An 11,952-nucleotide genomic window follows, 5' to 3' on the forward strand; every position below is an offset into this window, starting at 1 on the left:
AAGAGCGTTAGGTAAAGGCAGAGTCTCATGTCGGTTCGCAAATTCCTGCTTCCTGTCAGCAGCACGGCGTCTGCCGAGGCAGCGCTCCAGGCCGGGCTTTTGTTGGCCCGGATGTGGAACGCGCATCTGGAGGTGCTGTATGTCCAGTCCGACACACGAGAGATCGCGCCGTTCGCGGGGGAAGGGCTTTCCAGCGCGCTGATCGAGGACATGATGACCGCGACGGAGCGCGAAGGCGGTGCGCGGGCGCAGAGCCTGCAGGAACTTTTCCGCGCTGCGACAGACCACGCCGCCGTGCCGGTGGGGGCCGCGCATCGCGGGGCTGATGAGCCTAGCGCCAGCTTCACCACGCTCACCGGGCGGGAGGAGATGCTGGTGGCGCACAAAGCCCGGCTGGCGGATTTGACCATCGTGCCACATCCACTGGCGGGGGAGGACGTGGCGGCGGCGGAAGCCCTGCATGCGGTGCTGTTTGATTCCGGGCGGCCAGTGCTGCTGGCCCCGGTTGCGCCGCCGCTACATATTGGTAAGCGTATAGCCATTGCCTGGAACGGTACGGCCAACGCGGCTTCAGCGCTGGCTTCCGCCATGGCGTTTATCCGTCAGGGGGATTCGGTGTGCGTCCTGTCATCCGAGGAATATTGCCGTCCTGGCCCCAGCCCGGAGGATGTGCGCGAATATATCTCCCATCATGGGGTGGAGGCGGATATTGCGCGCTTCCGTTCCGTTGACCGCAATATCGGTGCCGGGCTGTTGGCGGCGGCGGGTGCATTCGGGGCGGATTTAATGGTGATGGGGGCATACTCTACTGCCTCACGTCTGCGGCAGCTTATTCTGGGCGGCATCACGCGCCATGTGCTGGAGAATGCGGAGATTTGCGTTCTGATGAACCGCTGAACTCTTTATTCCGGCACCAGGGGCACCATCTGCGGTGAATTATGATTGATACCGTCCCCTCTTCAGTCTTGGCCGTTTTCAAAATGAATGGCTGAATGCCCATTACCACTTCAGCTTCTCGCGCTATCATAACCCGGCGGGCATGGGCTTTGGCCGGATTCTCGTCTGGAATGACGACGAAATCGCTCCCAAAATGGGTTTTGGCGCCCACCCGCATGACAATATGGAGATCATTACCTACGTTCGGCAGGGGGGCAATTACCCACAAGGATTCCACCGGCAACCATGGTGTAACCGGGGTTGGAGATGTGCAGGTGATGCATGCTGGTAGCGGCATCGTGCATTCCGAGGTCAATCCTGGGGATGAGCCGACGCGCCTGTTCCAGATCTGGATTTTGCCAGACCGGGAGAATGTGACGCCTGGCTGGGGATGCGTGAGTTTCCGCGCGAGACGGGGCAGGGGCTGCAGGTGTTGGCAAATGGGTGCAAGTCCGACCAGGACAGCGAGGCGCTGCCCTTATATGCGGATGCGGCGCTGCTCGTGGCCAAGCTCGGCGCTAGCGAGAGCGTGACTTACCCTCTGACTTCCTTACCTGGTGGTGTCGGCGGGCAACGCGTCTGTGAACGGCGTGCAGCTTGGCGAGCGTAATGGCGCGGCGATTCAGGCCGAAACTGAGCTGCGGATTACTACCTCAGAAGGTGCGGAAATTGTGCTGGTTGAAGCTGCAGCGGCGTAAACAGAGGAAGAAACGAAACAATCTTGCCGCAGATTGAAACGCCTTTGCACTGGCGGTGAAGAAGTGTAACCTCTGGGGCTGTTACAATTGAGATCGCCATATCCCTGTGTCATTTAAGTCACAGCCGCCAAACGGCGAAGAAGTACGGTCCCAGTCAGACGCAGGAGTTAACATCATGAAGAAGTTCCGTTCCCGTGGCGTGGCGTCCACATTTGCCCTGTTAGGAGCAACCGCACTGGTTGCGGTCAGCGTGATGCCGGCCCATGCGGCGGATACCTCGCTTGATGCAACCAAGGCCGTGGAGCAGAGCTTCACCCCAGTTCCGGATTTCTCGTCTCTGGTACAAAAGGTTACCCCGGCTGTGGTTTCGGTGACGGTGAAGCTGAAAACGGACCAGACCTCGGATGATAGCAATGGCGATCAGGGGCGGAATGGCTTGCCGCCGGGGTTCCCGCAGATCCCCGGCTTCCCGCCGGGCTTCCCGTTCAGCTTTGGCGCCCCCCAGCAGCCGCAGGCAGTTGAGGCCAAGGGCTCTGGTTTTATCATTAACGCGAACGGGACCATTGTCACCAACAACCACGTGGTGAAAGGGGCCAAGACGGTTACTGTCACGCTCTCCAACGGCGACACCTACCCGGCCAAGATCCTTGGTACGGACCCCAAGACCGATCTCGCGGTGTTGAAAATCGATGCTGGTAAGTCCTTGCCGTATGTTGAGCTTGGTGACTCCAAGGATGTGAAGCCCGGCCAGTGGGTTGTGGCCATGGGTAATCCGTTCGGCCTGGGTAATACCGTTACGGCTGGCATCGTTTCCGCGTTGGGGCGTAATATTGGTGACGGCCCTTATGACCGCTTCATCCAGACCGATGCGCCAATCAATGAAGGCAATTCCGGCGGGCCGCTATTTAACCAGCAAGGGCAGGTCATTGGCGTGAACACCGCCATTCTGTCTCCGTCCGGCGGTTCGGTGGGTATTGGGTTCTCCATCACCTCGGATATGGTCAAGCGCGTGGTTTCGCAGTTGATCGCCCATGGCAAAGTGACACGCGGCTTCCTGGGTGTTTCGGCGCAGATGGTTTCGCCGCAGATGGCGCAGGCGCTGAAACTGCCGAAAGTCAACCCTAATGCCGATGGTGCGCTGGTTGCAGCGGTGGCCCCCAACAGCCCGGCCGCGAAAGCGGGGTTGAAGCCGGGTGATGTGATCGTGGCCGTAAACGGCCAAAAAGTGACCGACCCCAGCGATCTGGCCAGCGACATTGCCGACATCGACCCTTCTCATAATGCGGACATCACGTTTATCCGCGATGGTGAGAAGAAGGATGTCTCCGTGGCGGTGGAGGAAATGCCGAAGAATCCGGACGCCAGCTTCCAGATGAACGGCTCCGGTAGCCACCAGAATGCCCAGCAGGGGCAACTGGGTATTACGCTGGCGCCGTTGACGCCGGATCTGCGTAACCAACTTAACCTGCCGAATGACGCGACGGGCGCTGTGATCATGGATGTGAAGCCGGGCTCTCTGGCGGATCAGGCCGGTCTGCAGCAGGGCGATCTGCTGGTGGGCGTGGGCGCCGTTGATGTTTCCTCTCCGGATGAAGCGGTGGCTGCCATCAAGGCCGCGCGCAAGGCGGGCGCCGGTGCGGTGGCACTGCGCATTGTCCGTCAGGGACAGGCTTTGTTTGTTGGCATCACGCTGAACAACAAAGACAAATAAGGCGACGAAAAGCGGGGCTCAGCGAAGCCCCGCTTACCCTAACAGCCGCCCGATCACACGGGCGGTGTAGTCCACGACCGGGATAATCTTGCCGTAATTTATCCTCGTGGGACCGATGACGCCAATGGCGCCGACGATTCGGCCTTGCGCATTGCGTGCCGGGGCCACGATGGTCGAAACACCTGCCGTACCGAAAAGCCCAGATTCGGCGCCGATGAAAATCCTCACCCCGTCTGATTCCTCGGCCAGATCAAGCAGTTTCAGCAATGTTTCCTCGGTTTCCAGCCGCTCGAACAAAGCCTGGATGATGCTGAGCTTTTCAAGCTGGTCGATATCTTCCAGCAACCGACCCTGACCACGTAGAATCAGAGAACCCGACCGGCCTTCTTGCCCCCATGTGGCCAAGCCTGCCTCAATAACGGTGCTGGTGAGTTCATCCAGCGCGGTGCGGTCGGCGGAGAGTTCGGAATGGACGCGGGCGCGCAATTCCGACAGGGTCAGGCCCGAAAGCTGTGCGTTCAGGAAATTGCTCGCTTGTTGCAAGGCGCTAGGAGGCAGGCCGGGAGGGGTTTCGATGATGCGATTTTCCACCTGCCCATCCGCCGACACCAACACAACCAGCGCGCGGCCCGGTGAAAGTGGCACGAACTCGATATGCTTCACCGGCCCCTCGCCCTTCGGGGCCAGCACCAGCCCCGCTGCGGCGGAAAGCCCGGAAAGCAGCGAGGACGCATGGGCCAGCGTATCCTGCATGGAACGCCCGGAATGCGCGAGAGAGAGGTTGATGTTGGTCCGCTCCTCCTCCGACAATTCGCCAAATTGCAGCAGCCCGTCGACAAACAAGCGCAGCCCCCGGTCTGTCGGCAGGCGCCCGGCGGATGTATGAGGCGAGAAGAGCAGCCCGGCTTCCGTGAGGTCCGCCATCACGTTGCGGATGGTGGCGGGAGAAAGTTTGTGCGGCAGCAGGCGGGAGAGCGTACGGCTTCCCACCGGTTCACCGGTTTCCACATATTGCTCCACGATCTCGCGCAAGACGGCGGCGGAGCGGATATCGAGCCCTGGCGGTAAGCGGGGCTGAGGTGGTTTCTGTCTATGGTCCATCGGGCGTTGCTCAGATATTAGCACGGCTAAGATGAACAAAGGAGTATGAGTATGCGGCCCTCCGGCAGAGATTTTAACGCGCTGCGCCAAGTATCCATCGAAACGGGCTTTTCCCGCCATGCCGAGGGGTCGGCGTTGATCCGCATGGGGAACACGGAAGTACTCTGCACCGCCAGTGTTGAGGGGCGGGTGCCGCCTTTCATGCGCGGCCAGGGCGAGGGCTGGGTGACGGCGGAATATGGCATGTTGCCCCGCGCCACCCATACGCGCGGCGACCGTGAGGCGGCGCGCGGCAAGCAATCCGGCCGGACTCAAGAGATTCAACGCCTGATCGGCCGTAGCCTGCGGGCCGTGGTGGACCGCAAAGCAATGGGCGAGATTACTGTGACGTTGGATTGCGACGTGCTGAATGCCGATGGCGGTACGCGCTGCGCTTCTATCACTGGTGCTTATGTGGCGATGGTCATGGCCTTCAGAAAGCTGCGTACCAATAACGTCATTAAATCCATGCCGATGATCGGGCAGGTGGCGGCGGTTTCCTGTGGTATTTTCCAAGGCAATCCGGTGCTGGACCTGGACTATGCCGAGGATTCGGGCGCGGATGCGGATGCGAATTTTATCCTCACCGCCGCCGGAGGAATTGTGGAAATTCAAGCTACTGCCGAAAAATACACGTTCGATGAAGCCTCTTTCAACGCGCTGCTGGGGCTAGCGCGGAAAGGCACGATGGAACTTTTCGCCGCACAGAAAGCCGCTTTGGGCTAAGAGGTAAGTATGAATATCGCGCTGATCGTCGCGGCGGGCCGGGGCTACCGTGTCGGCGGGCCGCTACCCAAGCAATATCTCAAGCTCGCGGGCCAACCGATTCTGCGCCACACCATCCAGGCGCTGACCCGGCACCCTGCGATTGATGCCGTGCAGGTGCTGATCCACCCGGATGATCAAGCGCTTTATGATTCAGCGACCGAGGGGCTGGAAAAGCTTCTTCCGGTACGGTTCGGCGGTAAGGAGCGGCAGGATTCGGTACGTTTGGGGCTGGAAGCGATTTCAGGCCTGAATCCGGATAAGGTGTTGATTCACGATGCTGTGCGTCCGTTCATTGCAGAGGAGACAATTTTCGCCGTGCTGGAGATTTTAGCACGCGGACACGCCGCGATCGTGGGGGTAAAACTGGCCGATACGCTCAAACGCGTGGAAAATGACGTGGTGACGGGTACAGTGAGCCGTGTCGGGCTTTGGCGGGCGCAAACACCGCAGGGGTTCCAGTTCCAGGATATTCTGCGTGCCCACCGCCACGCAGTGCTGACCGCGCCAGAGATGGATTTCACCGATGACGCTATGATCGCCGAACATGCCGGATTGCGGGTGGAGATGGTTGAGGGAACAGAAGATAATTTCAAGATCACCACCCCGGCCGATCTGGCGCGTGCGGAGGCAATGCTGCAAGGCTAAAATCAGCCAGGAGGAGAAGAAAATGGCAAGAGGCATTTGGTTTCTGGTTCCCGTTCTCACAGGCTTGGCGCTGCCCGCCTTGGCGCAGACAGAATTGACCTTGAGCGCGAATGGCGCGGCCCAGGCTGAACCGGATGAGGCAGTGGCGAATTTCAATGTGCAGGCCGTGAAGCCAAATGCGTCCAACGCGCAAGGGGCCGTGAATCAGGCGGTGGCCAAGGCCATGGTGGCTGCCCATGCTGTGCCGGGCGTGGTTGTGACCACGGGCAGCTATGACAGCTATTCCAGCACGCCGGATGGGCAAACCAAGCCGCAATTCACCGCACGCCAAAGCCTGACGCTAGTACAACCTGCCAAGGACGGCGTGCCGGACAAGGCCTTTACCGATCTGCTGGCCAAATTGCAGGCGGATGGTCTGTTGTTGAACGGGCTGAGCGGGGAACTCTCAGAGGCGGGGCAAGACATGCTGCAACAGGCAGCGATTCGTGATGCGCTGGTGCAGCTGCGTTCGCAAGCCAAGGCCATCGCCGTTACGCTGCACAAGAAAGTGGGGGCGTTGAAGACGTTGAACGTGAATAGCGGAGGTGGGCTGCTGCCGCCGGCGCCGCGGGTGATGGCGCTGGCCGCTGCGCCCGCACCGCAATCCGCCCCGGATAAAGTCAGAATGACAGCTCATGTCACTGCGAAGATAGAGCTGGACCCGGCTTCTTAGACAACCCAATAGCCGCTTGTGACGAAGGCGGCTCCAATGCGCTAGTCAGCAGCGCGAGCAATAGCATCGCGCTGCCCACGATCCCAGGCAGCCGCCCGGCAAGAAGACCAAATCCAAGAAACAGCGCAATAGCGGGGGAAAGCAGGCGCGGTACGCAAAGCAAGTGCTGGCTGGTGGTAAAAATGAACCACATATAGCCCACAAACACGCACCAGCCCGCAAAGGGCAGAATCGCCGCGCGCCGCCAAAGGCCAAAGCTGGCGGCAGCCAGCCCAACGGTCACAAGGGTCATACTGAGGCTACTGACCCAACGCTGCACTCCGGCCTCAATCCCGGTCATGCCCGGTAAAAGGTGGTCTTGCCGCCAAAGCGCCAGACCATGCGCGATCTCTTGCCGTTCGCTTTGGGCCTGTTGGATATACCAGTGCCAATCCTCAAACCTGTGCAGGCGTTGGCTAAGGCCAGGGGCCTTACCCCAGGCTGACTGCGCCGCGTTAAAGGCCAGGGCATCGTGGAACCGGATTCGCTGATAAATCATGAAGCTCAGCAGCCCACTGGCGCAGAGCAACACCCAAAGGGCCAGATGCAGCGACCTGCGCGCTGTGATGCCTTGGCGCAGCAGGGTAATCCCACGGTCCAGATATGACGCGGCAACCACAAACATGACCGTTGGCGCGGCCGCGCTGCCCAGCCCGCACCACAAGGCTGAACGCCAATATTGCCCACGCACATGCGCGCCCAGCGCGCCGATGATGCAAAGGGAGATGAGGCCGGTCGGGTAACCCATGATAAAGAAGCTGCTAGCGGGCCAAAATGCGAACAAAGCTGCAGCGAAGCCAGCATCCCGCGTGGCCAGAACGCGGCTGGCTAAAGCATGAAAAGCAAAGATCGACGCTGCCCCAAAACTAAGGGACATCAACAAAGCGGGCAGCGGATTGTTGGGCTTGGTGAACAGGGAGCCCAGCCAATTCAACAAAGCCTGGGCTGGAAAAAAGGCGATATTCTGGGTTTGTTTCAGGTTGGCGGGCGCCCACTCATAGCCCCGCCGCATGATACCGAAATAAAACCGGCCATCCCAGGAAAGCAGCCGCTCCGCGAGCGGCCATGGCTATGCTGGGGCAAAAAGGCTTGCCCCGCCACAATTCCGGCGGCCTGCCCCGCAAGAAGCAGCAGAATCAGGCCGGCCGGGAAAAAAGCGGTGGAGCGCCCGGTGAGGCACAGTCCAGCTTTTAGGGTCAAGCGGCCTTTTTCAGCAGATTCTGCGCGACGACCACTTCCGCGATCTGTACCGCGTTCAAGGCCGCGCCCTTGCGCAGATTGTCAGAGACGCACCAGAACGCAAGGCCATTCTCAACCGTCGGATCCTTGCGGATACGCGAGACGAATGTGGCGTCCTCACCCACACATTCGATGGGGGTGATGTAACCGCCCGGCACGTGCTGGTCCTCGACCACAATGCCCGGCGCCTTGGCCAGCACATCGCGGGCTTCCTTTACGGTCACCGGGTTCTCGAATTCGGCATAAACAGCCTCGGAATGGCCGACGAACACCGGCACGCGCACGCAGGTGGCGATAACCGGCACGTTGGGGTCCAGGATCTTCTTGGTCTCGACGGCCATCTTCCACTCTTCCTTGGTGGCGCCGTCATCCATGAACACGTCGATCTGCGGGATGCAGTTAAAGGCGATGTCCTTCTGGAACACCTGCGCTTTACCCTTCTCGTTCACGAAGGAGACCTTGGTGTTATTATACAGCTCATCCATGCCTTCCTTCCCCGCGCCGGAGACGGACTGGTAAGTGGAAACCACCACGCGCTTCAGCTTGAAGCGGTCATGCAGGGGCTTCAACGCCACGACCATCTGGATGGTGGAGCAGTTCGGGTTGGCAATGATATTCTTCTTGGCGAACTTCGCGACATCCTGCGGGTTCACCTCAGGCACCACCAGCGGCACATCCGGGTCCATGCGGAACTGCGAGGTATTGTCGATCACCACGCAGCCAGCGGCACCCGCGCGCGGGGCATGAACGGCAGAGACGGAAGCGCCCGGCGAGAACAGGGCGATATCCCAGCCGGTGAAATCGAAGGTCTCAAGATTCTGGACCTTCAGCACCTTGTCGTCACCGAAGGAGACTTCCTGTCCGGCGGAGCGACCTGAGGCTAGGGCGGCAACCTCAGAAACGGGGAAGTTGCGTTGGGCCAGGGTTTTGAGAATCTCTCGCCCGACCGCACCGGTGGCACCAACGACCGCAACCTTGTAGGACATGACGAAAACTCCCAAAAAATCTAAGACTGGATGCCAGGGGTTAGGGCCAAATGCGGTCAGGTGCAAGCGCCATGCGCGAATAGCATAAGTGCGGCAGGGGCAGGCTGGGTATAGGCTGGGCATGAGTTCCGGTTCCGCAGAAATTCTTTCCGCGCCCGCCAGCACATTGCTGCGGCATCTTTCTTTTCTCCGGTTTTTTCTAGCTCGAGGCATGGCCAGCTTTGCGTATCAGATGGCGGCGGTGGCCGTAGGCTGGCAGATTTATGCCCTGGCTCACAGTGCTTTTCTGCTTGGCATGGTGGGGTTGGTACAGTTTTTGCCCTCGGCGGGGCTGGTGTTCTTCGCGGGGCATGTGGCGGATAGATATCCGCGTAAATATGTCGTCACCGTCTGTCAGCTGGTGGAAAGCACTACGGCGCTGGTGTTGGCGCTGGCCAGCTTTGGGCACTGGGCCAGTGTGCCGGTGATTTTTTCGGCCGTGATGGTGATGAGCGCGGCACGTGCCTTTGAGAATCCGGCCATGGGCGCATTGCTGCCCGCTGTTGCGCCGGAGGGGATGCTGCAAAAGGGCACTGCCATGTCCTCAGGCGTGTTTCAGCTTGCCACCATTCTTGGCCCTGCGCTGGGCGGGTTTATTTACGCGCTGTCTCCGGCTTGGCCCTATGCGGCCATGGCGGCGGGGTGGGCCGGCGCCGCGCTTTGCGTCTGCGGCATCCGACTAGACAGGCCCGCCGTGGCAAAGGCGCCTCCCTCATTACGGGCCTTGTTCGCCGGAGTGGGATACGTGCGCCGTAACCCAATGATTTTGGGTACAATCTCGCTTGATTTGTTTGCCGTGCTGCTAGGCGGCGCTACGGCGCTGTTGCCGGTTTATGCCAAGGACGTGCTGCATACCGGCCCTTGGGGGCTGGGCGTGCTGCGTGGTGCGCCCGCCGTGGGGGCATTGCTCATGACAATCTGGCTGGCGCGTTACCCCATCAACAGCAAAGTGGGCATGCGGATGTTCCAGGCGGTGATCATTTTCGGTGTCGGGACGGTGGTGTTTGGCCTCTCTGATTCCATTCTGCTCTCTATGCTGGCACTGGCGATCATGGGGGCGTCCGATACGATTAGTGTGGTCATTCGCTTGTCGCTGGTGCAGTTGCAGACGCCGGATGAAATGCGCGGTCGGGTCGGGGCGGTGAACTTTTTGTTTGTCAGCGCGTCCAATCAACTCGGTGAGTTTGAAAGTGGCCTGACTGCCGCATTATTTGGCGCTGTGCCTGCAGTTGTGCTGGGCGGCCTGGGCACCATTGCCGTGGCGATGTTGTGGATCAAATTGTTTCCAACATTAAAAAACGTTGAAAAACTAGAATAATTCGTTAATTCTTAGACGGCGTTGGGCAGTTCTTTGCGCTGGCGCGTGAGGGAGAATGCGATGGGCGGCGAGGGGGCATTTAACGGTTTGATTGCAAATTTCGCCACCGCCGTGATAGGGGTTGCAGCCGAGATTGATGCCGCTTTGGTTGCTATAATGGTGGCTTTGGGTGTGGTTGCGCCTCAATGGCAACTTTGCGTCATGCTGATTTTGACGGCGCTGATGGTCATGGTGGTAATGCGCACTCTGGGCGGTTTATTTGGCTGGGTGGCCCTTTTGTTTGCCGCGGTGCTATTGCTGCATTTCATATTGCCGGGGCTGGGGCAGTAGGGCCGCCAGCGCGTTTCGCAGGGGCGTTTTTTGGACGCAGATTCATTTACCGGACAAAAAATTAATATTGATATAGAGGGCTAGGTGGTTGATCTGCTGATCGTCGCCAACAAGCCCGCTTTCAGCATTGCGCTCATGATGCTGATTAATGTGGGTGTGGGGTTTGTGGCCCATGCTGGTGCGCGGCTGGCGGCACACTTCGCCGCAATGCGACCCGATATCGTGGTCCGCCCGGCCACGCGCTATCCGCTTCACTCAATTCCGGCTGCTACTCGCGCGCCGTATTTGATTTCATGATAGCGCCGCAGACCGCGTGAGAGTGTGACGGGGCCGGGCTTGCCATAATAGCCGGTCCAGGCACCGAGGCGGGCGATTATCCATGCGGCGAAAGCCAGTGTATCGGGCGGATGTGGATTTTTCTGACGCTCAGTTGGGGCTTCGCCTTCGTAGTCCTTACAAAGGGCCATAAGTAACGGTTTATCATCGGGATCAAAGGCGTCGGCCAATGGCTGGCCGGAAGGATTGTTGCGGGATCGCAGCATCTGGGTGACGGTCACGGCGGCTATGGCGGCCAGGGCAACGAAGTTCATGAAGCTGGCGGGATTGGTCATCCTTGCATCCTCAACCTTAAAGCCCGCCGATTTCAGGGTTCGGAAATAGTCCTCAATGATCCGGCGCTTGCGGTAAAAATCCAGCATCAGACGGGCCGCGCCAAAGTCTTCGATGACATGGCTGGTAAGCAAACGCCAGTGGATGGGGTCTACGCCTTTTGGGGCATCAACTTCGCGGATATCAACCAGATGAAGCCCAACCGTCTGGGGCAAACGTTTCAGATCAGGACTAGGCATGCCGCGTTCCGGCCGCTTGATTGTTACCGGGCCAAAGCGCAACGCCAGACGGGCTTGCCTGGCGGATTTGCCAGGGCTGGCCGGAATATTCACCGTCATGCGCCCCGCTTCTGGCAAGCCATCCGCATGGTCAAAGAGTTTGTATCCGTTCACAAGATTGCGGTTGGAACTGGCCCGGATCAGCACGTGGACATTCACGGGTTTGAGCGCGAAGTCCTCATAGAGATCGCTTTCCCGGTCCGACACGACCGTGATGCGTCGAGCCTTGCCAAGCGTATCGCTGGCACATCTTACGCCATTCAGCCATTTCCGGGATTCCTTTTGCTCCAGCGGCCGCCTGGCGTGGTGCAATTCATTTTGCTTGTCGCGGTTCCACAGGGCAAAATCAGCAAGCCCCCACAAGTTCACCGCTCATGGCATCAACCACCAGCACGGGATGGAGCAGGACCCCACCCAGAAAGCCGCCACGGCCAACTGGGCCAAAGCCCGCCTGACGGACCTTCGGCCCGCCCAGCACAATCTCGCTGGTGTCTTGGATGGCCA

Annotated in this window: 14 protein-coding genes and 2 pseudogenes; 11 read left to right on the forward strand and 5 right to left on the reverse strand. The window is 59.6% G+C overall.

Annotated features, from left to right (window positions below; all coding sequences use genetic code 11):
* Positions 1–27 precede the first annotated feature (27 nt).
* The 6 genes and pseudogenes from BUB54_RS08110 to BUB54_RS08120 all read left to right on the forward strand — a co-directional run bounded on the left by BUB54_RS08110 (position 28) and on the right by BUB54_RS08120 (position 3,345).
* Positions 28–897, forward strand: a complete 870-nt coding sequence (locus BUB54_RS08110; RefSeq protein WP_048878704.1) for a universal stress protein — start codon at positions 28–30, stop codon at positions 895–897.
* Between the two features lie 142 nt (positions 898–1,039).
* Positions 1,040–1,084: pseudogene (locus BUB54_RS21905) on the forward strand (hypothetical protein); the annotation flags it as partial.
* Between the two features lie 28 nt (positions 1,085–1,112).
* Positions 1,113–1,232: pseudogene (locus BUB54_RS21910) on the forward strand (pirin family protein); the annotation flags it as partial.
* Between the two features lie 95 nt (positions 1,233–1,327).
* The gene (locus tag BUB54_RS21915; RefSeq protein ID WP_307189081.1) at positions 1,328–1,546 is read left to right on the forward strand and encodes a hypothetical protein; all 219 of its coding nucleotides are present in this window, start codon (positions 1,328–1,330) and stop codon (positions 1,544–1,546) included.
* The gene (locus tag BUB54_RS21920; RefSeq protein ID WP_307189080.1) at positions 1,518–1,634 is read left to right on the forward strand and encodes a hypothetical protein; all 117 of its coding nucleotides are present in this window, start codon (positions 1,518–1,520) and stop codon (positions 1,632–1,634) included. Before BUB54_RS21915 ends, BUB54_RS21920 begins: the two co-directional genes overlap by 29 nt.
* 175 nt (positions 1,635–1,809) lie before the next feature.
* On the forward strand, positions 1,810–3,345 hold the full coding sequence (locus tag BUB54_RS08120) for a Do family serine endopeptidase (protein WP_048878705.1): 1,536 nt from the start codon (positions 1,810–1,812) through the stop codon (positions 3,343–3,345).
* Between the two features lie 33 nt (positions 3,346–3,378).
* On the opposite strand, the gene hrcA is transcribed toward BUB54_RS08120, so the two are convergent.
* Complete coding sequence (gene hrcA, locus BUB54_RS08125) at positions 3,379–4,446, reverse strand: heat-inducible transcriptional repressor HrcA (RefSeq protein WP_048878706.1); 1,068 nt, start codon at positions 4,444–4,446, stop codon at positions 3,379–3,381.
* Between the two features lie 51 nt (positions 4,447–4,497).
* Between hrcA and rph the strand changes: the two genes are divergently transcribed.
* From rph to BUB54_RS08140, 3 genes are read left to right on the forward strand one after another with little or no spacing between them, the layout of a single operon-like run.
* Entirely contained in the window at positions 4,498–5,211 is a 714-nt protein-coding gene (gene rph, locus BUB54_RS08130) for a ribonuclease PH (RefSeq protein ID WP_048878707.1), read from the forward strand.
* 9 nt (positions 5,212–5,220) lie between these two features.
* A complete protein-coding gene (gene ispD / locus BUB54_RS08135; protein ID WP_048878708.1) occupies positions 5,221–5,898 on the forward strand; it encodes a 2-C-methyl-D-erythritol 4-phosphate cytidylyltransferase in 678 nt (225 codons plus the stop codon).
* 22 nt (positions 5,899–5,920) lie between these two features.
* Positions 5,921–6,610 carry an SIMPL domain-containing protein gene (locus BUB54_RS08140; RefSeq protein WP_048878709.1) on the forward strand — a complete coding sequence of 230 codons (690 nt, stop codon included), beginning with the start codon at positions 5,921–5,923 and terminating at the stop codon, positions 6,608–6,610.
* Here BUB54_RS08140 and BUB54_RS08145 read toward each other — a convergent pair.
* Both BUB54_RS08145 and BUB54_RS08150 read right to left on the reverse strand, forming a co-directional pair.
* Positions 6,576–7,697 carry a mannosyltransferase family protein gene (locus BUB54_RS08145; RefSeq protein WP_264798185.1) on the reverse strand — a complete coding sequence of 374 codons (1,122 nt, stop codon included), beginning with the start codon at positions 7,695–7,697 and terminating at the stop codon, positions 6,576–6,578. The two genes, BUB54_RS08140 and BUB54_RS08145, sit on opposite strands and share 35 nt — an antisense overlap.
* Positions 7,698–7,845: 148 nt before the next feature.
* On the reverse strand, positions 7,846–8,874 hold the full coding sequence (locus BUB54_RS08150; protein ID WP_048878711.1) for an aspartate-semialdehyde dehydrogenase: 1,029 nt from the start codon (positions 8,872–8,874) through the stop codon (positions 7,846–7,848).
* Positions 8,875–8,995: 121 nt separating this feature from the next.
* Here BUB54_RS08150 and BUB54_RS08155 point away from each other — a divergent pair, with 121 nt between their 5' ends.
* Entirely contained in the window at positions 8,996–10,231 is a 1,236-nt protein-coding gene (locus BUB54_RS08155; protein ID WP_048878712.1) for an MFS transporter, read from the forward strand.
* A gap of 45 nt (positions 10,232–10,276) precedes the next feature.
* A complete protein-coding gene (locus tag BUB54_RS08160) occupies positions 10,277–10,561 on the forward strand; it encodes a hypothetical protein (RefSeq protein ID WP_139284837.1) in 285 nt (94 codons plus the stop codon).
* A 42-nt stretch (positions 10,562–10,603) separates the two neighbouring features.
* Here BUB54_RS08160 and BUB54_RS21785 read toward each other — a convergent pair whose 3' ends face one another.
* Both BUB54_RS21785 and BUB54_RS08170 read right to left on the reverse strand, forming a co-directional pair.
* On the reverse strand, positions 10,604–10,735 hold the full coding sequence (locus tag BUB54_RS21785; protein ID WP_280521937.1) for a hypothetical protein: 132 nt from the start codon (positions 10,733–10,735) through the stop codon (positions 10,604–10,606).
* A 77-nt stretch (positions 10,736–10,812) separates the two neighbouring features.
* On the reverse strand, positions 10,813–11,811 hold the full coding sequence (locus BUB54_RS08170) for an IS4 family transposase (protein WP_217652465.1): 999 nt from the start codon (positions 11,809–11,811) through the stop codon (positions 10,813–10,815).
* Between the last annotated feature and the right edge of the window lie 141 nt (positions 11,812–11,952).

The organism is Acidocella aminolytica 101 = DSM 11237 (assembly GCF_900129125.1).
In the GTDB taxonomy this organism is placed as follows: Bacteria; Pseudomonadota; Alphaproteobacteria; order Acetobacterales; family Acetobacteraceae; genus Acidocella; species Acidocella aminolytica.